Source organism: Pseudomonas sp. FW305-7 (assembly GCF_058786735.1).
In genome coordinates this window covers 119,033-141,899 of record NZ_JBYSZA010000014.1, presented here as the reverse complement: position 1 = coordinate 141,899, position 22,867 = coordinate 119,033, and the positions used below count along the sequence as shown (strand labels likewise).

Annotated in this window: 25 protein-coding genes and 1 pseudogene; 16 read left to right on the top strand and 10 right to left on the bottom strand. The window is 59.0% G+C overall.

All coding sequences use genetic code 11. The features are described from left to right. Positions 1-74: 74 nt before the first annotated feature. Both AC3WMT_RS18000 and AC3WMT_RS17995 read right to left on the bottom strand, forming a co-directional pair. On the bottom strand, positions 75-779 hold the full coding sequence (locus AC3WMT_RS18000; RefSeq protein WP_103306767.1) for a YoaK family protein: 705 nt from the start codon (positions 777-779) through the stop codon (positions 75-77). Between the two features lie 25 nt (positions 780-804). Continuing rightward, positions 805-1,134: a DUF6388 family protein gene (locus tag AC3WMT_RS17995; protein ID WP_103306783.1), complete on the bottom strand. Its 330-nt coding sequence runs from the start codon at positions 1,132-1,134 to the stop codon at positions 805-807. A 134-nt stretch (positions 1,135-1,268) separates the two neighbouring features. Here AC3WMT_RS17995 and AC3WMT_RS17990 point away from each other — a divergent pair, with 134 nt between their 5' ends. After that, entirely contained in the window at positions 1,269-1,619 is a 351-nt protein-coding gene (locus AC3WMT_RS17990) for a hypothetical protein (RefSeq protein WP_103306766.1), read from the top strand. A gap of 99 nt (positions 1,620-1,718) precedes the next feature. On the opposite strand, the gene AC3WMT_RS17985 is transcribed toward AC3WMT_RS17990, so the two are convergent. Continuing rightward, entirely contained in the window at positions 1,719-2,144 is a 426-nt protein-coding gene (locus tag AC3WMT_RS17985) for a GNAT family N-acetyltransferase (RefSeq protein ID WP_103306765.1), read from the bottom strand. A gap of 149 nt (positions 2,145-2,293) precedes the next feature. Here AC3WMT_RS17985 and AC3WMT_RS17980 point away from each other — a divergent pair, with 149 nt between their 5' ends. The 4 genes and pseudogenes from AC3WMT_RS17980 (at position 2,294) to AC3WMT_RS17965 (ending at position 5,377) form a co-directional block, all read left to right on the top strand. Beyond that, on the top strand, positions 2,294-2,731 hold the full coding sequence (locus tag AC3WMT_RS17980) for a hemerythrin domain-containing protein (protein WP_103306764.1): 438 nt from the start codon (positions 2,294-2,296) through the stop codon (positions 2,729-2,731). A 222-nt stretch (positions 2,732-2,953) separates the two neighbouring features. Then, entirely contained in the window at positions 2,954-3,589 is a 636-nt protein-coding gene (locus AC3WMT_RS17975; protein WP_103306763.1) for a lytic polysaccharide monooxygenase auxiliary activity family 9 protein, read from the top strand. Positions 3,590-3,632: 43 nt separating this feature from the next. Continuing rightward, a pseudogene (locus AC3WMT_RS17970) lies at positions 3,633-4,631 on the top strand (chitinase); the annotation flags it as partial. Positions 4,632-4,786: 155 nt separating this feature from the next. After that, positions 4,787-5,377, top strand: a complete 591-nt coding sequence (locus AC3WMT_RS17965) for an NUDIX domain-containing protein (RefSeq protein WP_103306761.1) — start codon at positions 4,787-4,789, stop codon at positions 5,375-5,377. A gap of 121 nt (positions 5,378-5,498) precedes the next feature. Here the strand turns inward: AC3WMT_RS17965 and AC3WMT_RS17960 are convergent, their stop codons facing one another. Then, positions 5,499-6,014: a methylated-DNA--[protein]-cysteine S-methyltransferase gene (locus tag AC3WMT_RS17960; RefSeq protein ID WP_103306782.1), complete on the bottom strand. Its 516-nt coding sequence runs from the start codon at positions 6,012-6,014 to the stop codon at positions 5,499-5,501. A 153-nt stretch (positions 6,015-6,167) separates the two neighbouring features. Between AC3WMT_RS17960 and ggt the strand changes: the two genes are divergently transcribed. The 3 genes from ggt to AC3WMT_RS17945 all read left to right on the top strand — a co-directional run bounded on the left by ggt (position 6,168) and on the right by AC3WMT_RS17945 (position 9,703). Then, on the top strand, positions 6,168-7,895 hold the full coding sequence (gene ggt, locus AC3WMT_RS17955) for a gamma-glutamyltransferase (RefSeq protein WP_103306760.1): 1,728 nt from the start codon (positions 6,168-6,170) through the stop codon (positions 7,893-7,895). 67 nt (positions 7,896-7,962) lie between these two features. After that, complete coding sequence (locus AC3WMT_RS17950; RefSeq protein WP_103306759.1) at positions 7,963-8,496, top strand: cysteine hydrolase family protein; 534 nt, start codon at positions 7,963-7,965, stop codon at positions 8,494-8,496. Positions 8,497-8,689: 193 nt separating this feature from the next. Continuing rightward, on the top strand, positions 8,690-9,703 hold the full coding sequence (locus AC3WMT_RS17945; RefSeq protein WP_103306758.1) for a lysozyme inhibitor LprI family protein: 1,014 nt from the start codon (positions 8,690-8,692) through the stop codon (positions 9,701-9,703). Between the two features lie 67 nt (positions 9,704-9,770). Here AC3WMT_RS17945 and AC3WMT_RS17940 read toward each other — a convergent pair whose 3' ends face one another. Beyond that, positions 9,771-10,415 carry a TetR/AcrR family transcriptional regulator gene (locus tag AC3WMT_RS17940; protein ID WP_103306757.1) on the bottom strand — a complete coding sequence of 215 codons (645 nt, stop codon included), beginning with the start codon at positions 10,413-10,415 and terminating at the stop codon, positions 9,771-9,773. A gap of 142 nt (positions 10,416-10,557) precedes the next feature. Here AC3WMT_RS17940 and AC3WMT_RS17935 point away from each other — a divergent pair, with 142 nt between their 5' ends. Then, the gene (locus AC3WMT_RS17935; RefSeq protein ID WP_103306756.1) at positions 10,558-11,064 is read left to right on the top strand and encodes a GNAT family N-acetyltransferase; all 507 of its coding nucleotides are present in this window, start codon (positions 10,558-10,560) and stop codon (positions 11,062-11,064) included. Positions 11,065-11,133: 69 nt separating this feature from the next. Next, positions 11,134-11,769: a hypothetical protein gene (locus tag AC3WMT_RS17930; RefSeq protein ID WP_103306755.1), complete on the top strand. Its 636-nt coding sequence runs from the start codon at positions 11,134-11,136 to the stop codon at positions 11,767-11,769. A 41-nt stretch (positions 11,770-11,810) separates the two neighbouring features. Here the strand turns inward: AC3WMT_RS17930 and AC3WMT_RS17925 are convergent, their stop codons facing one another. Beyond that, the gene (locus AC3WMT_RS17925; protein WP_103306754.1) at positions 11,811-12,356 is read right to left on the bottom strand and encodes a hypothetical protein; all 546 of its coding nucleotides are present in this window, start codon (positions 12,354-12,356) and stop codon (positions 11,811-11,813) included. Between the two features lie 107 nt (positions 12,357-12,463). Continuing rightward, entirely contained in the window at positions 12,464-12,766 is a 303-nt protein-coding gene (locus AC3WMT_RS17920) for a DUF7693 family protein (protein ID WP_103306753.1), read from the bottom strand. A gap of 158 nt (positions 12,767-12,924) precedes the next feature. Here AC3WMT_RS17920 and AC3WMT_RS17915 point away from each other — a divergent pair, with 158 nt between their 5' ends. Then, a complete protein-coding gene (locus AC3WMT_RS17915; protein ID WP_103306752.1) occupies positions 12,925-14,370 on the top strand; it encodes a SulP family inorganic anion transporter in 1,446 nt (481 codons plus the stop codon). Positions 14,371-14,488: 118 nt separating this feature from the next. Here the strand turns inward: AC3WMT_RS17915 and AC3WMT_RS17910 are convergent, their stop codons facing one another. Beyond that, complete coding sequence (locus AC3WMT_RS17910; RefSeq protein ID WP_103306751.1) at positions 14,489-15,001, bottom strand: carboxymuconolactone decarboxylase family protein; 513 nt, start codon at positions 14,999-15,001, stop codon at positions 14,489-14,491. Between the two features lie 130 nt (positions 15,002-15,131). Here AC3WMT_RS17910 and AC3WMT_RS17905 point away from each other — a divergent pair, with 130 nt between their 5' ends. After that, positions 15,132-15,947: an AraC family transcriptional regulator gene (locus AC3WMT_RS17905; RefSeq protein ID WP_103306750.1), complete on the top strand. Its 816-nt coding sequence runs from the start codon at positions 15,132-15,134 to the stop codon at positions 15,945-15,947. Positions 15,948-15,950: 3 nt separating this feature from the next. Here the strand turns inward: AC3WMT_RS17905 and AC3WMT_RS17900 are convergent, their stop codons facing one another. Then, the gene (locus tag AC3WMT_RS17900; RefSeq protein ID WP_103306749.1) at positions 15,951-16,844 is read right to left on the bottom strand and encodes a DMT family transporter; all 894 of its coding nucleotides are present in this window, start codon (positions 16,842-16,844) and stop codon (positions 15,951-15,953) included. A 90-nt stretch (positions 16,845-16,934) separates the two neighbouring features. Between AC3WMT_RS17900 and AC3WMT_RS17895 the strand changes: the two genes are divergently transcribed. The 3 genes from AC3WMT_RS17895 (at position 16,935) to AC3WMT_RS17885 (ending at position 20,465) form a co-directional block, all read left to right on the top strand. Further along, positions 16,935-18,266, top strand: coding sequence for an aminotransferase-like domain-containing protein (locus AC3WMT_RS17895; protein ID WP_103306748.1), 1,332 nt, complete (start codon positions 16,935-16,937; stop codon positions 18,264-18,266). 88 nt (positions 18,267-18,354) lie between these two features. Beyond that, positions 18,355-18,744, top strand: coding sequence for a c-type cytochrome (locus tag AC3WMT_RS17890; protein WP_103306747.1), 390 nt, complete (start codon positions 18,355-18,357; stop codon positions 18,742-18,744). Between the two features lie 200 nt (positions 18,745-18,944). Next, entirely contained in the window at positions 18,945-20,465 is a 1,521-nt protein-coding gene (locus tag AC3WMT_RS17885; RefSeq protein ID WP_158249186.1) for an ATP-dependent nuclease, read from the top strand. 38 nt (positions 20,466-20,503) lie between these two features. Here AC3WMT_RS17885 and AC3WMT_RS17880 read toward each other — a convergent pair whose 3' ends face one another. Continuing rightward, positions 20,504-21,391, bottom strand: a complete 888-nt coding sequence (locus AC3WMT_RS17880) for a LysR substrate-binding domain-containing protein (protein ID WP_103306745.1) — start codon at positions 21,389-21,391, stop codon at positions 20,504-20,506. 160 nt (positions 21,392-21,551) lie between these two features. On the opposite strand from AC3WMT_RS17880, the gene AC3WMT_RS17875 reads away from it, so the two are divergent. Next, the gene (locus AC3WMT_RS17875) at positions 21,552-22,853 is read left to right on the top strand and encodes an NAD(P)/FAD-dependent oxidoreductase (RefSeq protein ID WP_103306744.1); all 1,302 of its coding nucleotides are present in this window, start codon (positions 21,552-21,554) and stop codon (positions 22,851-22,853) included. Positions 22,854-22,867: the final 14 nt, after the last annotated feature.

Below are 22,867 nucleotides of genomic sequence, written 5' to 3'. Positions count from 1 at the left end.
ATAAAGCTTTATCGGGGTAGCGGCGAAACCCAAGTTGTGTACGCGCCCCCACAGGGAATTAATCTCGGTAACAGTCAGCGTGGCATATAGCCGAGTTGCCAGCGCCGCGGGATTTTCAGAGAGAGCAGTCCGATGATCGCCGCCAGCACACCACTGACGAACATCGCCTTGAGCCCCAAGTGATGTTCCAGCACGGCGCCAAGAATCGCGCCGATAAACATCCCGCTCCACGGCACCAGTTGCACGCGCCAGCCACTGCGCCGCTCGCCGAGCAGCCATCGGCCCAGTCCACGGCCGAACCGTGACAATGCACCGGTGACATAGGTCAGCCCGACCGGCAGACCATTCACTTCCTCGACCGACGCATTGAGCATGCCCATGGCGATGATCGCCGCCAGCAGGGCCGGCAGTTGCGAATCAAACGGCCAGGCTGCAGCGGCGCAGAGCAGGGTGGCGATACACAGTAGAAGAGGCAGCGCCCGTCGGCCGCCGAGACGCGCGACGAGTACACCCAATGCATTACCGACAACAAAAGTAGCGACGAGGATCACCAGACGCAGGGTCAAGCCGAGGTCGCCATCACTGATCGCCACCGCCAGCCGCGTGGTGTTGCCACTCATGAACGAGACGAAATCACCGCTGGCCATAAAGCCGATGGCGTCGGTCATCCCGGCCAGTACCGACAGGCTGGCCACCAGCGCCAAACCCACGCGGCCACGCCATTTCTGCGTGTGCAGATGGCCGGGGCTGGCCCGGTGAGTCGAGGCGGAAGGCAGCATCGTCAATTGTTTCCTTGAGCGGCGGTTACGGTTCTATTCCATACAGATCGCAGTATTCCAGCCACTCCATGCCGGCCATTTCCGCTACTTCGCGGTGCACCTCAAGACGCTGGGCCTGATATTCCTCGGGCGAATCGGCCGTCAGTTTCAAGGTCAGTTCCCAAGCAAACAACCCGAGGCTTTCTGCTTCCTCCTCAAATGCTTCGTGCAGACGCTCTTCGCGATACTGCGCCTGGGTTTCACCCTTGGCTTGGGCCAAAAGCGGATTGAGATGATCAAGCGTTTCGCGCAATTCGGGGCGTTGATCGAGAAACAGTTTCAGAGCATGTTCATGTCGCTGATCGGTAGGCGCCATGGGTTTTCCTTGTGAGGCTGATGACCTTAGGTTGCCGCAGCGGCCTGCGCGTGTCGCGCTATAAATGCAGTAAAGCAGAACGATTTCTGCTGCTGCGGTGATACAGTCCGCTTTTTTCTGAATGAGCGAATGCAATGCGAATTCTGATGGTGGCGCTGGCCGCGACGGTGCTGGCCGGTTGCGCGGGTTCGGTGATGGACGATGCTCGCACTAAAACTCCCTACAAAACCCTGACCTCGGACAAGCCTGAGAAAGTCGTCGCCCAGTGCGTGCAATTCGCGTGGCAGGACGAAGTGGTGTTCGGCGTGGATGCAGGGGCTTATCTGCAACCGGGCAAGAAGGGCGGTTCGACGGTGTATACGCGTTCGGCGGAGTCGTTTGTCGATGTCAGCACGCAGGCGTCGGGCACGGCGCTGAACTACTACGCGCAGAAAGATGATTTTGTGGCCAAGCGGCGGTTGGCGGCGTTGGCGACTTGCCTTTGATGATGTGTTGAGGCTGCTTCCGTCTTCGCAAGCAGGCTCGCTCCCACAGCAATGCATTTCAAGGTGGGAGCGAGCCTGCTCGCGAAGGGGCCGTCAAATTCAATCCATCAAGCGCTTCTGGAAAAAATGCCGCTTGTGCCCCGGCGGATAATCGACGATTTCACCAAACTGGCTGAACCCCAGCTTCTGGTAAAACCCCGGCGCCTGAAAGTCGAAGGTGTCCAGCCACATGCCCAGGCAATTCTTCTCTCTGGCCAACGCTTCGGCCATGGCCATCAGTTCCGAGCCAATGCCCCGTCCCCGGCCCTGTTCGGGCACTGACAGCAACTCAATGAACATCCACTGAAAAATCACACGTCCATACAAACCGCCAAGGATTGTGTCGTGGTCATCGCGCACCATGAGGGCGAACGGTTCTGACTTTGAGCCGCCCGTTTTGGCATCGTTATACGCAATCAGGGGCAAGAGTATGGCTTGGCGTTGTTCGTCGGTGGGGTTGTTCGACAACTCGATACGCAAGTTCATGCATGACTTCCTTGTGGTGAGAACCCGCAGCCTATCCTGTGCAGGGGATGTCTTCCAAGCCCCGCTGCAACCCGGTGGAACCGCCGCGCTCGCGCTGCGGTCTAGCTTTCTACAGCGTCATTCCAGAACGCGGTTGATGAGGACACCCCATGAACATTTTCGAAGCCCTTCGCGAGAGCCATGACCGCCAACGCACCTACGCCAAAGCCCTTATCGAGACCAGCGGTGACAGCCCGGAACGGGTCGAGGCCTACAAGCAGCTCAAGGCTGAACTGCAAGCCCACGAAACCGCTGAAGAACGCCATTTCTATATCCCGCTGATGGAGTTCGACAACGGTGTCGATCTCAGCCGCCACGCCATTTCCGAGCACCATGAAATGGACGAGATGATGGAAGAGCTGGACGAGACCGAGATGTCCAGTCCCGCCTGGCTCGCCACGGCGAAAAAGCTTTCGGACAAGGTCCACCACCACCTCAAGGAAGAAGAGCAGAAGTTCTTCCAGATGGCCGGCAAATTGCTCAACGAAAAACAGAAAGTGCAGCTGGCCGGGCAGTACGAAAAAGAGTTTCAGGCACAACTGCCCTGAGTTGCCAATGCGGGATTTCGCAACTTCGACGTGTACGTCTTTGCCTATACGTCGAGTGCGAGCTGTCGCAATAAGCTGTATATCCATCCAGTATTTTCGGTGTTTTGCGAATTGTGACCGGGCAGACTGCGACAAAACCGCCGATGGACAAAAAATCCCCCTCCGTTAGCTTGAAGGCCTCTCCTCGGGAAGGAGAGTTCTTAAATCAACGGAGTGAAAAACATGAATCAGGCAAATCTGGAAACCCAACTGCGACATGGTCGCGTCACCTCTCCAGCGAGCCGTGGCTCGGTGGCCATCGATCTCGGGTTGCTGGCCGGTTGGCAGGTCAACGAAATGGAAGGCGGCAAGAACTTCCCGGCACTGGCGGCCGGGCCGTTCCCGGCGCCCTATGGCAGCGACAGTGACAGCGTCACGCCGCCCACTGACGGTTACATTCTCAGTGGCGGCAAGTCCGACGCCCGCGATTGCGTGAACTTCACCAGTGAGGAGATGAGCAAGAAGCTCAATCGTCCGTTCAGTTGGCCGTTGCTCAACGTCACCGCGGGTCAGACCCTCAAGGTCAACTGGGTCTACACCGCGGCGCATACCACCCGTGGTTATCGTTGGCTGATCACCAAGGATGGCTGGGATCCGCAGCAGCGCATCACCCGCGCACAGCTGGAGGCGCAACCGTTTTTCGAAGACTTCTACACTCAGGTTCCGTACTACAGTCACGCGGGTGAGATGAAGGCCAAGGTCGATCACGAAGTAAAACTACCGGCCAACAAGAAGGGGCATCACGTCATCGTACTGATGTGGATCGTTGCCAACACCGGTAACGCCTTCTATCAGGCCTTCGACGTCGACTTCAAATAACGGCGCAGCGTCGCCCAATCCACACGTTCTGAAGGATTAGAACATGTCAAAAATCGACTTCACTTTATTGCAGAATGCGGCGACCGATGCGGCTTCGCTGATGCCGAGCATCGCCGGCAAAAAGATCCTCATGGGCTTCTGGCACAACTGGCCGGCAGGACCGAGCGACGGTTATCGGCAGGGCCGGTTTGCCAGCATCGCGCTGGAGGATGTACCCAAGGAATACAACGTGGTTGCCGTGGCCTTCATGAAAGGCAGCGGGATTCCGACCTTCAAGCCGTTCAACGTTTCCGATGCCGAGTTTCGCCGCCAGGTCGGCGTGCTCAACAGTCAGGGGCGGGCGGTGCTGATTTCCCTGGGGGGCGCCGATGCGCACATCGAGTTGCGCAGCGGTCAGGAGCAACCACTGGCCAATGAAATCATCCGCCTGGTGGAAACCTACGGCTTCGATGGTCTGGACATCGATCTTGAACAGAGCGCGATTGATTTCGCCGCCAACAAGACCGTGCTCCCGGCTGCGCTGAAACTGGTCAAGGATCACTACGCCGGCCAGGGCAAGCACTTCATCATCAGCATGGCCCCGGAGTTTCCGTACCTCACCAGCAACGGCAAGTACGTCGGTTACCTGCAAGCGCTGGAAGGCTACTACGATTTCATCGCACCGCAGTTCTACAATCAGGGTGGCGACGGGGTCTGGGTGCCGGAGGCCAACAACGGCGCCGGCGCGTGGATCGCGCAGAACAACGATGCGCTGAAAGAGGATTTCCTCTATTACCTGACCGAAAGTCTGGTGACCGGCACTCGAGGGTTCACGAAGATCGCGGCGGACAAGTTCGTCATCGGCCTGCCCGCCAACGTCGACGCTGCCGCCACCGGTTATGTGATCGACAAGACCGTCGTCGGCAATGTGCTCAAACGGCTGGCGATCAAAGGGCACCTGATCAAAGGCCTGATGACCTGGTCGGTGAACTGGGACAACGGCGTCAGCAAGGATCGTGTGCCGTACAACTGGGAGTTCAGTCGGCGCTACGGCCCGCTGATCACGGGCGTGCAGGCAAGCACGCCAGTAGTGGATGAAACGCTGTCGCACATGGCCCGTTAATCGCCAACAAAAAGCCCGGTAGCGCTGCCGGGCTTTTTTTGTGGGTTCGATTGATCGACTATGGACGCTTTCTGATGACAAAAGGATGAGGCGTCATGTCCAACACAGCCGAGCGGGTCAACATCATCGATACCGAGGTGTTGTCCCACGACTGGTATCTGTTGAAGAAAGTCACCTTTGACTATCACCGCAATAACGGCGAGTGGCAGCGTCAGACCCGCGAGGTGTATGACCGAGGCAATGGCGCGGCGATTCTGCTGTTCAATCGCGAAAAGCGTTCAGTGGTGCTGACCCGACAGTTCCGCCTGCCGGTGTTCGTCAATGGCCATGACGGCCTGTTGATCGAAGTGGCGGCGGGGTTGCTGGAAGGTGCTGCGCCGGAGCAGCGTATTCGCGATGAAGCCGAAGAGGAAACCGGCTATCGCGTGCACGACGTCAAGAAGGTATTCGAGGCTTACATGAGCCCCGGTTCGGTCACCGAGAAACTGCACTTCTTCATTGCCGAGTACGACTCGGCGTCGAAGGTCGGCAACGGTGGCGGTCTGGAAGAAGAGACTGAAGAGCTGGAAGTGCTGGAGTGGGGGTTTGACGAGGCATTGGCGGCGTTCCAGCGCGGTGAGATCTGCGATGCCAAGACCATCATGCTGCTGCAATACGCGGCGATGAATAATCTGTTTACCGACTGAATACCATTGTGCCGAGGGAGCTTGCTCCCGCTGGGCTGCGCAGCGGCCCCAAGATTTTGCCAGTTCTGCGAGCTGGAGCGGGAGCCTCGCCACAAACGCTCTTTCGCCCCGAACGCGGAGGCTAAAACAGTTCCCCCGTTCGACCTACCTCCGACCACTGGCTACCTTCCAGCCTCAACAATCGCTCCTTCGCCTCAAGCCCCCCGGCAAACCCGGTCAGTTTCCCCGACGCTCCGATCACTCGATGGCACGGCGCGACTATCGAAATCGGATTCCGTCCGTTCGCCGCTCCCACTGCGCGCACCGCACTCGGATTGCCGATCTGCTCGGCAATCTGGCTGTACGTGCGAGTTTCCCCAAAAGGAATGGTCAGCAACGCCGCCCACACCTTTTTCTGAAAATCGGTGCCGGCAAAATCCAGTTCCAGATCGAAGCAATTGCGCGTCCCGGCAAAATATTCTTCCAGCTGTCGTGCTGTGTTGATCAGGACCGGATTATCCGGTGCCTCACTCATCGGCCCCAGACGCACGCGGTTGGGTTTGTCGTTTTCCCAGAGGATGGCCGCCAGTCGTGAGCCGTTCGCGACCAGCTTCAGCTCGCCGACCGGCGAGGGCAGGATGATGAACGTGTAGGGCATCGGGAAGAACTCCGGATCGGCACGGTAACGACGCCCAGCATACTGGCTGATCGGGGAGGCGCAAACCGTAAAGCCGACCATACTGCTTGTTGCTCTTGAAGCGTTCCCCTCTGTTTTGCACAGACCCTGAAAACAAAAAAAAGAGATCGACTCATGAAGTACGAACCTTTGGCCAAATCGCTGATAGCGACCTCACTGGCACTCAGCTGTCTCATGGCTCACGCTGCCTCGGTGGCGCCGGTCGCCGCCGAAAACGGCATGGTGGTCACCGCGCAACATCTGGCCACGCATGTGGGCGTCGATGTGTTGAAAAACGGCGGTAACGCCGTCGATGCGGCGGTCGCGGTGGGTTATGCGCTGGCGGTGGTTTATCCCGCAGCGGGCAACCTGGGTGGCGGCGGATTCATGACCATTCAACTGGCAGACGGGCGCAAGACCTTCCTCGACTTCCGTGAAAAAGCCCCGCTGGCCGCGACGGCCAACATGTACCTCGACAAGGACGGCAACGTCATCCCGGACCTCAGCACCCGTGGCCACCTGGCGGTTGGCGTGCCGGGCACCGTGTCCGGCATGGAACTGGCGCTGAGCAAGTACGGCACCAAACAGCGCAAGGAGATGATCGCCCCGGCGATCAAATTGGCTGAAGACGGTTTCGAGTTGCAGCAGGGTGATGTCGAACTGCTCGAATACGCTACGGATGTGTTCAAAAAGGACATCCGCGATTCCGGCTCGATCTTCCTGAGTAATGGCGAGCCGATGCAGGTCGGGCAGAAACTGGTGCAGAAAGACCTGGCAAAAACCTTGCGCACTATCTCGGAAAAAGGCGCCGACGGTTTCTATAAAGGCTGGGTCGCCGACGCCATCGTCACCTCCAGTCAGGCCAACAAAGGCATCATCACCCAGGCCGACCTCGACAAATACAAAACCCGTGAACTGGCTCCGGTGGAATGCGATTACCGTGGCTACCACGTAGTTTCCGCACCACCGCCAAGCTCCGGCGGGGTGGTGATCTGTCAGATCATGAACATCCTTGAAGGCTATCCGATGAAGGATCTGGGCTTCCATTCGGCCCAGGGCATGCACTATCAGATCGAAGCGATGCGTCACGCTTATGTCGATCGCAACAGCTATCTCGGCGATCCGGATTTTGTGAAAAACCCGATCGAGCACTTGCTCGACAAGAACTACGCGACCAAGCTGCGTGACGCGATCCAGCCACAAAAGGCTGGCGTCTCGGCCGAGCTGAAACCCGGCGTCGCGCCCCACGAAGGCAGCAACACCACGCACTATTCGATCGTCGACAAGTGGGGCAATGCGGTCTCCGTCACCTACACCCTCAACGACTGGTTCGGCGCAGGCGTGATGGCGAGCAAGACCGGGGTGATCCTCAATGACGAAATGGACGACTTCACCTCCAAGGTCGGTGTGCCGAACATGTACGGGCTGGTGCAAGGCGAAGCCAATGCCATTGCTCCGGGCAAGGCGCCGCTGTCGTCGATGAGCCCGACCATCGTCACCAAGGACGGCAAAGTGGTCATGGTAGTCGGCACCCCGGGCGGTAGCCGCATCATCACCGCCACCTTGCTGACCATGCTCAATGTCATCGACTACGGCATGGGCTTGCAGGAAGCGGTCGATGCGCCACGCTTCCACCAACAGTGGATGCCGGAAGAAACCAACCTAGAAGACTTCGCCGCCAGCCCGGATACCCGGAAGATCCTCGAAAGCTGGGGCCACAAGTTCGCCGGTCCGCAGGACGCCAACCACATTGCCGCGATCCTGGTGGGCGCGCCGTCGCTGGGGGGTAAACCGGTCGGCAAAAACCGTTTCTACGGCGCCAACGATCCACGGCGCAATACCGGGTTGTCACTGGGTTACTGAGAGGCGTAAAAAAGGGGGCGGATGCCAGTCCGTCCCTGTCTCAAGGAATGATCAAGGAAGGCTCATCATGACCACCGCATTACTGATCATCGACGTCCAGCGCGCCCTGTGCTCGGGCGAATACCAGTGCCACGACATCCACCGTGTGATCGACACTATCAACGACCTCAGCACCCGCGCACGCAAGGCCGGGGTTCCGGTGGTGCTGATTCAGCATGAGGAAAAAGATAGCCCGCTGGCTCATGGTGCCGATGGCTGGCAACTGGCCGTAGGGTTGGAGACATCCCCGCAAGATCTGCGCGTAAGCAAAACCGCCCCGGATTCGTTCTACCAGACCGACCTGCGTAAATTGCTGCCGACCGAAGATTTCGAGCGATTGGTGATCTGCGGTCTGCAAACCGATTACTGCGTCAATGCCACCGTGCGCCAGGCTCATCAGTTGGGGTACGACGTGGTGCTCGTCGCGGACGCGCATTCCACCCTCGACAACGGCAACATGAGTGCCGAAGACATCATCGCCGAACACAACAAGGATCTGGCACACCTCACCGGTTCCGTGGCGCGGATCGATGTCAAACCTGGCGCAGACATTGCGTTCTAAGCCCGATTGCCTGTGGGAGTGGGCTTGCTCACGGAGGCGGAGTGCCAGTTACCGAGGATTTGCCTGACCGGACGTCTTCGCGGGCAAGCCCGCTCCCACAGGGATCTGCGGCGGCTGAAACCTTTGTGTCCAGCGAGGATTTTCGTCAGCAGCACTGGCATACTGCCCGCCGTTTGAAGAATGGATTCTGTCGATGCCCGTTTTCACCCTCCGTCATGCCTTGGCGCTGACCACCCTCGCGTTTGCCTGCGCCACCCACGCCAGCAGTTTCGATTGCGCCAGTGCTTCGAGTAAAACCGAAAAAGCCATTTGCGCCGATCCATATCTGTCGCAACTGGATGAGCAACTCGCCGAACGCTGGGGTTCTACTCTGGCCAAGGTTCCCGATGCCAAGGCACTCAAGACTGATCAACGGCAGTGGCTGAAGAGCCGCAACGCCTGTGGCGCGCTGACTGCCTGTTTGCGCCGTGAGTATGTGATGCGTCTGGCCGAACTGGAGCATGCTGTTCAGCCGTTCAGTTGGGATGCGACCTGGCAACTCATTCCTTCTCGAACATCAACGGCAGCCACGCTGACCACGCATCGCCGCGACGCTGCGCACATTACGTTTGATATCGCGGCGGGAGAGGGGGCCAACTCCGGCGACCTCGACGGCACCGCTGAACTCAAGGACGGCGAAGCACATTACGTAGAAGGCGAGTGCGCGTTGAGTTTCACCCCCCTGAACGGCGTACTGAACATCTCGCAAGCCGGCTCCGATGCCGACTGCGGCGCCGGAATGGGCGTGTTTTACGCCGGCACTTACGTCGCCTCGGAGCAACCACTGACGCTCGATTACGACATGCTCAGCCTTGGTCTGGCGCGCAACCCTGAAGAAAATCAGATCCTGCACGCTTTGCTCAAGGATGATTATCAAAAGCTGGTGGAGTTCTCCGGCAACTTGCATATCGGTGATCCCTCAAGCGATATACCGGGCAGTCAGGTCGTGGAAATGTGGATGCGAGGCCTGGGCGGCACCGGCATCATGATGAACACAACCGACCAGCATTTTTGGGTCATCATGCTGACCTACGGAGCAAACGGTCAGGAGCGAATGCGCTATTACACCAACGCTGCGAAATGGAAAGGACGTCTGCCCGACGTTTTGCAAGCCTGGTACCAACGCACCAACGGCAATCGTGGGATTCCTTTGGACCACATGCCCTGACGCTGTGGCGAGGGGATTTAGCGGAACGTCGCACCGCCCGATGGCTACGCAGCAGTCCCCAATCCCCTCAAGTGGCAAACAAAACCCCACGAATTTCCCCAACCCGCGGTGTCACCACCACACCCTCCAGCACCATTCGCGTAATCGTCTCTGCCGCTGTTTGATAGTCCTCATCCAGCGGCACCTCGCGCTGCATGATCCGGCCCATCTGCCAGCCGATATTGGTATACGTGCGGGTCGCCGACCAAATGAACAGCATCAAATGTTCAGGATCCACCGGCGCCAGCAAGCCACGGTCGATCCAGCTGCGCAGGCACTCGACATTGCGCCGCGCTTCAGCGTGCAACAGATCGCGGCACTCATCCGGCAACTGCCGCCCCCCGAGCAACAATTCACCGCTGAACACCTTGGCAATCGCCGGGTGCTCGCGGGCGATACGAATCCGCGCAGCGACATAGGCACGCAAGCCAATCAGCGGATCGTCGCTTTCACGCAGCACCGCCGACGCCTCCAGCAGCGGCTCGACGAAACCCAACAGCACCTTGCCGTATAGGTTTTCCTTGGACTGGAAGTAGTAATACAGATTGGGCTTGGGCACCCCGGCACGGGCCGCGATGTCGCGGGTCTGGGTGGCGTCGAAGCCCTTGGCGGCGAATTCTTCACTGGCAGCGGCAAGGATTAACTGTTCGTTGCGGACTCGAATAGCGCTCATGGACACACGAAAGTAAAAGACGACATAAACAGATTCTGGCGATTTCGGTTTCGCAATATACAAAACTATATAGCGGTGAAGCCAGCACACTCGAAAGACAGCGCTATGCTGGTTCGATCATTTATGCAGGCGGGGAGGGGATATGACTATTCGGGCATTGCGGGCGAACGCGACTCATCTGGATGCGGTGGCGCCGTTGTTCGACGCCTACCGGGGGTTCTATGAACAACCGTCGAACCTTGAGCAATCGCGCGCCTTTATCGCCGAGCGTATGGCGGGCAACGAATCAGTGATTTTTCTCGCTAAGGACGAGCGCGATGAAGCGCTGGGATTTGTGCAGTTGTACCCGACGTTTTCGTCCATAGACGCCCACCGCACTTGGTTGCTCAGCGATCTGTTCACCGCGCCTTCCGCCCGTGGTCGTGGCGTCGGCAGGTTATTGATGAACACAGCCCGCGACTTTGCCCTGGAGACGGGCGCCAAGGGACTGGTGCTGGAAACGGCGATCGACAACTTCACCGCCCAGGGTTTGTACGAGTCGCTGGGGTATGTGCGAGACACCGGCTACTACACCTACCTGCTCGATTTGCGCCAAGCTGAGTCGAAATTTTTGTCTTTTTCTCTTTCCCCCGACGCCGGCTCTCTCTAGAATCCGCCCGGCCTCCGCAATGGAGGCTCATTGCCATCATTTGGCGTTGTTCAAATAGGGACGGACATCATGCAATTCGGGAAAATCCTGGCGCTGGGCCTGGTAATGGCGCTCGGCGGTTGTGCCAGTTTCACTAAAGACGAAGTGGCGCCGGTGACAATGCCGTCGATGGCCAGTTACGCCAACAAGCCTAACGTCTATGTCGATTTCGACTTCTATCAGGGCGAGCCGAAAAGCGCCTCGGCCGTAGAAGTGCCGCAGGCACGTGACCAGCTCAAGCCGGAGCTGCAAAAGATTCTGACGGATTCCGGTCTGTTCGGTCGTGTCACGCTGGATGAGTTCCAGAAGCAACCAGGCGACTACAGCCTGCGTCTGAAAATGTACAACCATCCGCCGAATGCCGGTTCGATGGTGCTGGGCTTCATCAGTGGTTTCAGCCTGGGGGTGATCCCGGCGTACGGCACCGATCAGTACACCATGAGCCTGGAAGCCGTGGACGGAACAGGTCAGGCCCTGACCACCGCGAGCAACCACGATGCGATCGGCACCTGGGTCGGTATCTGGTTCATTCCGCTGATGGGCAATACCCCGAAGGCGGCGGTCAACGACACGTTCGCCCGTCAGGTCAACGCGCTGCTCAAGCAAATGATCGACAACAAGAACCTGAAGTACTCAGCGCTCGACTCCCGTATTCCACGGGCGTGACGCAAAAAAAAAGAGCCGCAATCGCGGCTCTTTTTTTACCCTTATTTCAGGGCCTGGATGAACTGCGGATCGCTGTACAGATCTTTCAGCAAATCACGCAACATCGGGTTGTAAGCGTTGACCGCGTTCGGGATCGCAATGAAACCGAAGAAGCTGCTGCTCCACTGGCTGCTGACACCCTTGGTCGCGTCGTACACCACATCATTGCCATTGAGCAGGGTGAAACGTGCAGCAAGCTTGCCGCTACCTGTGCCCATGCCAGCGGTCATTTCATTCTTCACCACCAGCACTTTCAATTGTCGCTGGGCGTTAGGATCCAGCAAACCAGCCTTGCGCAGCTCTTCGGTGATTGCGTCCTGAATGTGCGCCGGGATGCTCCCGGACGGCGAGCGGATCGGGTTGGCGCGGACCATCAGCGAACCTTCACCGGTTTCGGCGGTGACTTGAGGATTGCTGATCGCGTGCAGCGGCGGGGTCTGCTTGAGCTTCTGCACGTTTTCGTAACTCGGCTCGTAGCGGGTCATGGTCATGCCACAGCCTTGCAGCAACAACGCCAGCATCGGGATCAACAACAGCGACTTCTTCACGGCAGTTCCTTGCGTGGGAATGTAGGGGGCGCGAATTATGGGCAGAGTGCCATCATCGAGCAACCGTGTTTACTCACTCGCAAGAAACATTTTTTCGCTGGGCAATATCAGCCTCGTTCAGTCAGCAAGTTTTCGATCTGCGCCAGCTCCCAGGTGCTGAGCAAACTCACCGGATCGGTGCCGTAACGCTGCCAGGTGTCGAGCGCACCTTCGTGGCCGTTGTCGTCACGAGCGAATTCACAGTGATGCAACCGTTTACCTTCAAAATCCAGCAGCAAATGCCAGCCTTCGATGTCGACCGCGATAAGTCCGGCCTCGGCAGGCGCTGCGGACACCTGCAACGCAAGCACGCCAAGTGCGGCATCGCGCAGTCGTTGGCAAACCTCACGGGCGCTCAGAAACTCAGACATGTTTGAACTCGATGGATGCACAAGCGCGCCAGCATAAAGCGCATGTCGACGAGTGTCAGCGATCACTGGCCCCAACCCGGACAATTCCGTAACATCCGCCACCCTCTTTTTCGTGAACATCGCAGGCCGTGCTCAGCGGCCGCTCAATCAGGTAAGCCATGAAACCGATACGTCTGCGCGCCGATGTCCTGGCCGGACTCACTACCTCGTTTGCCCTGTTGCCCGAATGCATTGCGTTTGCGCTGGTGGCGCACCTCAATCCATTGATGGGCCTGTATGGCGCCTTCATCATTTGTACGCTGACCGCGTTGTTTGGCGGTCGGCCGGGTATGGTGTCCGGCGCGGCGGGTTCAATGGCGGTGGTGATCGTCGCACTGGTGGTGCAACACGGCGTGCAGTATCTGCTGGCAACCGTGCTGTTGGGCGGGCTGATCATGATGGCCTTCGGGCTGTTGCGGCTGGGCAAACTGGTGCGCATGGTGCCGCACCCGGTGATGCTCGGCTTCGTCAACGGCCTGGCGATCATCATTGCGCTGGCGCAACTGGAACATTTCAAAAGTGGTGAGGACTGGCTCAGCGGCACGCCGCTGTATCTGATGACCGGGCTGGTGCTGCTGACCATGGCCATCGTCTACATCCTGCCGCGTCTGACCCGCGCTGTGCCGCCGGCGCTGGTGGCCATTCTCGGTGTGGGCCTGCTGGTTTATCTGTTCGGTCTGCCGACCCGCACCCTCGGCGACATGGCGCACATCGCCGGTGGCCTGCCGACTTTCGCACTGCCGGACATCCCGTGGAACCTGCAAACCCTGAGCATCATCGCCCCGTACGCGATCCTGATGGCGCTGGTCGGCCTGCTGGAAACCCTGCTGACGCTGAACCTCACCGACGAAATCACTGAAACCCGTGGCTACCCGGATCGCGAGTGTGTGGCGCTGGGCGCGGCGAACATGGTCTCGGGCGCATTCGGCGGCATGGGCGGCTGCGCGATGATCGGCCAGACCGTGATCAACCTCAGCTCCGGCGGGCGCGGGCGTTTGTCTGGCGTGGTGGCGGGCGTGCTGATTTTGTTGTTCATCCTGTTTCTGTCACCGCTGATCGAGCGCATTCCGCTGGCGGCGCTGGTCGGCGTGATGTTCGTGGTGTCGCAGCAGACTTTCGCCTGGGCCTCGTTGCGGGTGGTGAACAAGGTGCCGCTCAACGATGTGCTGGTGATCATCGCCGTGACCACCATCACCGTGTTCACCGATCTGGCCACGGCGGTGCTATGCGGCATCATCATCGCTGCACTGAATTTCGCCTGGCAGCAGGCGCGCGAGTTGTACGCCGATGAACATCTGGAGGCCGACGGCAGCAAACTCTATCGCCTGCACGGCACGTTGTTCTTTGCCTCGACTACACCGTTCCTCAACCAGTTCGACCCGGCCAATGATCCCGCCAGGGTCACGCTCGATTGCCGGCATTTGAGCTTCGTCGATTACTCGGCGATCGCCGCGCTGAAAACCCTGCGCGAACGCTATGAGAAGGCCGGCAAGCATCTGCAGGTTTTTCATCTGTCAGAGCGCTGCAAGAAACTGCTCAAACGTGCCGGTGTCGATCACGACTGAACACCTCGTCTCCTGTAGGAACTGCCGAAGGCTGCGATCAGTTGATCTGAAAAGTCTCAAGATCAAAAGATCGCAGCCTCGTTCCACTCGACAGCTCCTAGATGAGAAGGAGCCAGTTTCAGATCGCCGGGAAATCGATATCGGTCAGCGCTGTGTTGTTCAGGTAGTTGGTCAGGGTCTGCACCGCCACCAGCGCAATCACTTCAATAATTTTGCTGTCGTCGATCCCGGCGGCGCGGGCGGCGGCGATGTGCTCGTCGCTCAAGTGGCCGCGAGTTTGCGTCAGTTGATAGGCGAGGGCGGCGTAGGCGTTGAGTTCGCCTTGACGCGCCGCGACAATGTCCTGCGCTGACAGCCCGGATTTACCGGCAAACAGGGTGTGCGCCGCCAGGCAATAATCGCAACCGTTGACCTGCGACGTGGCGAGGTACACCGCTTCTTTTTCCTTGGCACTCAGCGACGACTTGCCGAGGAGCGCCGAGGCTTGCACGTAGGTATCAAGGGCCACCGGGGCCTTGGCCAAAGTAGCGAACACGTTCGGCAGAAAACCGATTTTCTTCTTCACGCCTTCCAGTACCGGGCGAGTGGCGTCGGTGGCGGTGTCGAGGCTGATGGCGTTGATGCGGCTCATGATGACTCTCCGAAAGTCCGGTGCGAAGTGCGCCGGCGATGGAGTTGATGTTATTGAGCGCGGCTGGTGCTTTGGCGGCAAATCGTCGAGGATATGCGACAGATCGTCCAGAACTGCCCCGGGAGTCGCCATGGATCGCCTGTCTACACTGCTCAGTCATTTCGGCGTCAATGCCGGCACCTTCCACAGCGGCGAGTTCTGCGGTATCAGCGTGCACGGGGGCGAGCCGAGTGGGCATGTGCACCTGTTGCAGGCGGGTGAGCTGCTGCTCCAGCCCGGAAATGAACGCGAGATTAGCTTGACCGAGCCTTCGCTGATTTTCTTCCCCCGACCGTTAGCTCACCGAATGTCGGCCGACGAGGCCATGGACACGAAACTGGTGTGCGCGACGCTGACATTCGACGGCGGCTCCGGCAATGCCTTGGCGGCGGCGTTGCCGGATTATCTGGTGCTTAAACTGACCGACATTCCGCAGTTGGGCGATACGCTGGAATGGCTGTTCAAGGAAGCTTTCGAAGGTCATTGCGGGCGTATGGCGGTGATGGATCGTTTGTTCGAATTGCTGGTGATTCTGTTGTTGCGGCATCTCATCAGCAGCCGCGATCAACAACCGGGGATGATGGCCGGGCTGGCTGATCCGCGCTTGTCCCGGGCCTTGAACCTGATCCACGAGCAACCGGCGAAATCCTGGAGCGTGGCGGATCTGGCCAGCGCCGCCAACCTCTCGCGCGCCGGGTTTGCCGAGCAGTTTCGCCGCGTCGTCGGCCAGACGCCGGCCGATTACCTGCTGAGCTGGCGGGTCAGTCTGGCGCAGAAACGCCTGCGCGAAGGCAAGCCGATTGCGTTGATTGCCGATGAAGTCGGTTATGAAAGTCCCTCGGCGCTGGCCCGGGCCTTTCGGCGCAAAACCGGGCTCAGTCCTCGGGAGTGGAAGGCAGGACTTTGACGCTTATCTGGCAAATTTCTTCGCCCCGGCCACGCATAGAATCACGCCCAGCGTCACCGCGAGCATGCCGACGCTGACGTGTTCATGCAGCAGTGTCGCGGCCAGTGCCAAGCCGAAAAACGGTTGCAGCAACTGCAACTGCCCAACCGCCGCAATCCCGCCTTGCGCGAGTCCGCGATACCAGAACACAAAGCCGATCAGCATGCTGAACAGCGCCACGTAGGCCAGACACAACCATGCCGTCAGGCTGATGTTGGCGAACGAGGCGGGCGCCAGCCACAGACTCGATAGCGCCATCACCGGCAATGACAGCACCAGCGCCCAGCAGATCACCTGCCAGCCACCGAGGGTCCGTGACAGCTTCGCGCCTTCAGCGTAACCGAGGCCGCAGACCAGGATCGCTGCGAGCATCAACAAGTCTCCTGTGGGCGATGCGGTCAGACCCTGAGACAGGGCGAAACCGACGACCAAGGCACTACCCAGCAGCGAGAAAAACCAGAACACCGGTCGTGGACGTTCACCGCCACGCAACACGCCGAAAATCGCCGTCGCCAACGGCAGCAGTCCGACAAAGACAATCGAATGTGCCGACGTCACGTGTTGCAGCGCCAGCGCCGTCAGCAACGGAAAACCCAGCACCACGCCCATCGCGACAATGAACAGCGACAGCCACTGATGCCTTGCCGGAGGTCGTTCCCGAAACAACCCCAGCAAACCCACCGCCAACAGCCCGGCAATCGCCGCGCGCAACACGGTGAGAAACACCGGTTCGAATTCCAGCACCGCCAGACGTGTGGCCGGCAGCGAGCCGCTGAAAATCACCACGCCAATGAATCCATTGATCCAGCCGCTGGTTTTTTCCAGGGCCGGGGTGTCCAGGTTTGCAGTCCGTTCCATACAAAGTCGCGCTCCAGGTGGGGTTGCTTTTCAGCGATCCTGGAGCCGAGAATCGGGACAATCAAATAATTGTCATGGATACATCCCACGATGCCGCGCTCGCGCTACAAGACTCTCGTTGACACGTTCGCGGCTGACATTCGCTCGGGGCGCCTGGTGCCCGGTACGCGATTGCCGACCCACCGGCAACTGGCCGTCAGCGAGGGGCTGGCGCTGGTCACGGCCTCGCGGGTCTATGCCGAACTCGAGGCGATGGGCCTGGTCAGCGGCGAAACCGGGCGCGGCACCTTCGTGCGGGAAACCTCACTGGCGCCGGGGCAGGGTATCGATCAGAAGGACGTGGCGGTGGGCATGATCGACCTCAACTTCAACTACCCGTCATTGCCGGGGCAAGCGGATTTGTTGCGCACGGCGTTGCGGCAATTGGCGTTATCGGGCGATCTGGAGTCGCTGCTGCGTTATCAGCCGCACGCCGGTCGCCAGCATGAACGAGCCTCGGTCGCGCGACATCTGTTGGCCCGTGGCGTAAACGTCGAGGCCGAGCAAGTGCTGATCGTCAACGGCGCCCAGCAAGGGCTGGCGGTGACGCTGATGGCGTTGCTCAAACCGGGTGATGTGATTGCGGCGGATGCGCTGACGTATTCCGGGTTCAAGGTCTTGGCCGAGGCACTGCATCTGGAGGTGGTGGCCATTGCGGTCAACGACCACGGGCCGGATCTGGCGGCGCTGGAAAAGCTTTGCCAAACCCGCCCGGTGCGCGCCGTGTACAGCATGCCGACGCTGCACAATCCGCTGGGTTGGGTGATGCCTTTAGAGCAGCGCGAGCAACTGGTAGCGATTGCCCGTCGGCATGATCTGACGATCATCGAAGATGCGGCCTACGCCTTTCTGGTGGAAAACCCACCGCGAACGCTGATCGACATGGCGCCGGAGCGAACGGTGTATGTCTCAGGTCTTTCCAAGAACATCGCCACCGGCCTGCGCGTCGGTTTCATCGCAGCGCCCGCACCCAGAGTACCGGCACTGGAGCGCATCATTCGCGCCACCACCTGGAACACGCCGGGCGTGATGACGGCGATTGCTTGCGGCTGGCTTGATGACGGCACCGTCACGCTGCTTGAAGAGCAGAAACGTCACGATGCCAAAGCTCGCCATGCGTTGGCCGCCGAGTTGTTGCAAGGGCTGACGTGCATCGGCCATCCGTTCTCGTATTTCCTGTGGCTACCGCTGCCGGAAGACGTGCGCGCCGATCAGATCGTCGTGGAACTGATGCACGAACAGATTTCAGTGACCACCGCCGAACCGTTTTCAGTGGCGCCGCACGTCCCGCATGCGATTCGTCTGGCACTCGGCTCGGTGGACATGGCGGTGTTGCGCCAGGCATTGATCACCGTCAGAAAGGTCATCGCCGCTTACCTGTAAAAAACAAACCTGTGGCAAGGCAGCAAGCTCTCTTGCCACAAAGTGTTAGCCTTTGCCCCAATTGCAATACATCGCTCTGGATCGCTAGATGAAAAACACCGCTTCACTGTCCCTCGCCTTGATCCTCACTGCTGGCCTGCTCAGCACCACCGCCCATGCAGCGGGCGATCCCGAAGCCGGCGCGAAAATCTTCCCGCGCCTGTGCGGCGGTTGCCATCAAGTCGGCGAATCCGCCCGCCCTGGATTCGGCCCGCAACTCAACGGCATCATCGGCCGGCCCGCCGGGACCTCGGCGAACTACGTGTATTCCGATGCGATGAAAAATTCCGGCGTGACCTGGGATCACGAAACATTGAAGGCCTACCTGAAAGATCCGAAAGGCGTGGTGCCCGGGACGCGGATGATTTTCTGGGGGCTGAGTGATGAGGAAAAGCTCGATAATCTGTTGGCTTACCTGCAAGGATTTCAAGCGCAGTGAGGTGCGAGTCGCGCCGCCATATGTTCTGGAGGTCGCCGAGATAGACGGTTGGGAGTCTGCTAGAGTCCATGTCTTTTGAATAAGACAGGCGCCACACGGTCATGCATGTTCGAAGCCTTCGATTTTCCTCCATACGCCAGTTGAACGTCCGGCCCAAGCAGCCCAAAAGAGGCGTCGGTACGCAGCAGCACATTGATGTCATGGAACGCATCGACCTGACTGACATCAATGTCTTCATAGGCAGTAACGGTGCGGGTAAATCTACAGTCATCGACATGGTCAGGGCGCTGGCCTCTCCGCAACTATTGCCCAGTCTTTATACCGAGAATGTTTTTTCAGGCGTTTTTTCTGGATTCTCCGCTTCTTTTGACAATATTGATTACTCATACAAATTTGAGCCCGTCGCCCCGGACTATGACTCGGTGATGTGCCAGATGCTGAGTCGAACAGATCGTAAAGTAGCCTCCGCGCCAGTAAAAAAAGAAAAAATCCCTCGTGTTCTCGCCGCCGGTCAGCGCATTCAAACTCCTTCGGTAGAGGGCGTCGTTGTCAGGTACCTGCACTGTGGTGGCACGCTCCCTGTCGATGCCGATGCAATGCTGTTGTTGAATGATCTGGGGCCCATGTTGACCGGTGCGGTCGACTGGAATACCTACAAGGGCAGATTGTCCCGACCAAAGAACGGCGGCGCGCTGCAAAAGAAGGATGCGCAAACTCTTTACGTCTTCCTCGCGGACAGCGCGGTTGATGAGTTACCGCTTTCGCCACACAGCCTGCCCGTGGAGTCTTTTCCGTCGGGTTGGAAGGCTTACGCGGCGGTAATGAAATGGCTCAACGAAATTCCGCGAGGAGGGATCGCCTTGCTGGAAGAACCCGAATCACATCTGCATCCCCATTTTCAGCGCTTGCTGTTTGCATCGATCGCTGAGCGGGTCGAGGCAGAGCAGTTGCAGCTGTTGATGACCACCCATTCTTCTGCGCTGATCAACGCAGCGGCTGAATTGAATGGCAAACCCGCAGTAAAAATATTCCAGATGCATGATGGCCAGGTACTTGCGGCCGACATTGGCAAAGTACTCGATCAACTGGGCTATCGCGCCTCGGATCTGCTTCAGGCCAATAGTGTGATCTGGGTGGAAGGGCCGTCCGATCGCATTTACCTCAATTGGTGGATTCGCCATAAGTGCAAGGATTTCATCGAGGGAGTTCATTACTCGATCATGTTTTATGGCGGGCGTTTGTTCAGTCACCTTTCGGCTGAAACGGAGCCGCTGGCTGACTTGATCAAGTTGAAAAAACTCAATCGCCATTCCGCCATCATGTTTGACAGCGATAAAGAAGCCCCCCACGTCAAGCTCAACACCACCAAGGAGCGACTCAAAAAGGAGTTTTCCGGAACGGCTGCAAATCCGGGTTTTGCCTGGGTGACGGAAGGTCGTGAAATTGAAAACTATCTGGACGAAACGCAATTCAAAAAAAGCCTGAAGGCTCAGCATAAAAATGTGCACAAGTACTCCGCCCCAGGCATTTGGGAGAACTGGCTTAAATATGAAGTTGCGAAACCGGCGCCCAATGCAAAATCGAAGGATCTCAAGCGCAGTGGAGATAAAGTTGCCGTGGCGAGCCGATATATCAAGAAGTGGAAGGTGGACTTCACAGTGTTGGATCTCGACAGTCAGGTAACCCGGCTGTGTGAATTCATCGACCGGGCGAATCGTTGAAGCAACGTTTCATACCGATTGCCAAGAGGTGGTGCAGCTCACACCGCCTCGACCTGGACATGGCTCGCGAACCATTGCAGGACCGTTGTGCAGGCAGGATGCCCAGCGGCCGAAGGCAGCAGGCACAGCGCGTAAACTCCCCCGGTCTTCAATGGCTGCCCAAACGGCACCACCAACACCCCGCGCTCGATCGACTCCGCCGCCAGCGTCATGTCCGTCACTGCCACGCCCAATCCCCGCGCCGCCGCATCCAGTGCCAGCTCATCGAGGTTGAACGGGATGTGCCGGTAATCCTCCAGCGGTTTTCCCTCATTCGCCGCCAGCCATTCGATCCAGGCTTGCCGGTCCGCCGAACGATGCAGCAAGGCGAAGCGCGACAATTCGTCGACCGAACGCGGGGCGTTTTCCAGGTGGGGTGAACACACCGGCACCAGCATTTCCTCGAACAGCGTCAGGCACTCCGGATCACTCGACGGCTGCGGCAGATAAACAATGTACGCATCACTGTCGTTGCCCGGCTCGACGACTTCGGTGGCGACCGTCTCGATCGCCAGCGACACCTGCGGATGACTCAGATAGAAGTCGCTGAGTTTGGGCAGCAGCCAGCGCACCGCCAGCGAGACGTGCATGCGGATGCGGAACGGACGCTTCTGCGGGGCGAGGCGTTCTTCGAGGGTTTTCAGTTGTTCAAGGATGTTGCGGGCGCTGGCCAGCACTTGTTCGCCCTCCGGAGTCAGGCGCAGGTTGCGACTGGTCCTGATGAACAGCGCGACGTTGAAGTGGCTTTCCAGTTGCTGGATCTGCCGGCTGACAGCGCTTTGAGTCAGGCACAACGTCTGCGCAGCGCTGGTGAAGCTGCCGCAGCGGGCCACTTCGACCAAGGCTTGCATGGCTTGCAGTGAGGGTACGTGGCGAAGGTTATCCATGCGTTTTCAGAATGGCTCGATGATTTTATAGCGTTGGTCGGTCGTGCGAAGACCTAATAGATTCTAGCTCTGGCGGTGATCTTCTCAAGTTGCCCATGCGATTCACGCATGTCATCGAATCAGAAGCAAGCCGCAGAACGACAGTCGAACGAGGTGGTGCATGGAAAACCTATGTGGCTGGATCGCGCAGGCCGGCAGCTCGCCGGAACGCGGTCGCCTGAGTGGCGTGCAAAAAGCCGACTGGCTGGTGATCGGCGCCGGGATCACCGGACTCAGTGCCGCACACACCCTTGCTGAAATGCACCCTCAGGCGCGCATTGTGGTGGTTGATCGACAACGCGCAGCGCAAGGGGCTTCGGCGCGCAATTCAGGTTTTGTTGTGGCCCATGAGCATCCGGCGCACAGCGAGTTGATTGGCGCTAAGGGCTTTGCCGGGTTTGAAGTCGACACAATGATTTCCCGTGCCGCCAGCGAAGAGGTACGCCAGCGTATCGCTCGCCATGCCATCGACTGTAACTTTCGCGACAGCGGCTATTACTTCGCCGTCAGCGACCGGGCCAAGCTCGACCACGTTGACGCCAAACTGGCGACGCTACGCGCCCTCGGCGCCCGTGCCGAGTTTTTGCAAGGCACGGCCCTTGCGCAGAAACTCGGCACCCGCCATTACCAAGCGGCGATCTGGTGCGGCCAAGGCAACGCGCTGCTGCAACCGGCCCAATACGTGAAAGGGTTGCTCAACGCATTGCCGGGCTCTATCACCGTTTACGAGAACACTGACATCACCGGTATCGAGCGCCTGAGCCAGGGACGGCTGAGAGCGAGTGCGGCGGATGGCAGTATCGAAGCCAAGCAGATTCTGGTGTGCCTGAACGCGTTCATTCCTCGGGTTGGCATTGCCGATAGCGCCACGTTCCCGATGGAACTCAGCGCCAGCCTCACGCGACCGCTAACGGATCAGGAGTTTCAGGCCATCGGCGCGGTGGAGCCCTGGGGCGTGTTGTCGACCCGGCCGCTCGGCGCCACGGTGCGGTTGACCCCGGACCGTCGGGTGATGATCCGCAACACCGCCGAATATCGCACGCGTGACCTGTCCAACAGCGAACTGGCGCTACGCCGGCAACACCATGTTCGTGGCTTGCAGCGGCGTTTTCCGTTTCTCGGCGAGCAAGACATTCAATACACCTGGACCGGCCATTTGAGCGCAAGCCGCAGCGGCCAGGCGTTTTTCGACCGGGTCGAGGAGGGCGTGTTTGCCGTGGCCGGCTGCAATGGTTCGGGCGTGGCGCGCGGGACTTTGTGGGGACGGTTGCTGGCCGAACTGGCCTCGGGCGTTGATTCGCCGCTGTTGCAATCGGTGATGCAACGCGCCGAACCCGGCTGGCTGCCACCGCGGCCATTCTTCGACATCGGTGCCATGCTTCGCATGCGCGTGGAGGCGGTCAGGGCCAGAACAGAGATCTGAAATTCCCGCAAATC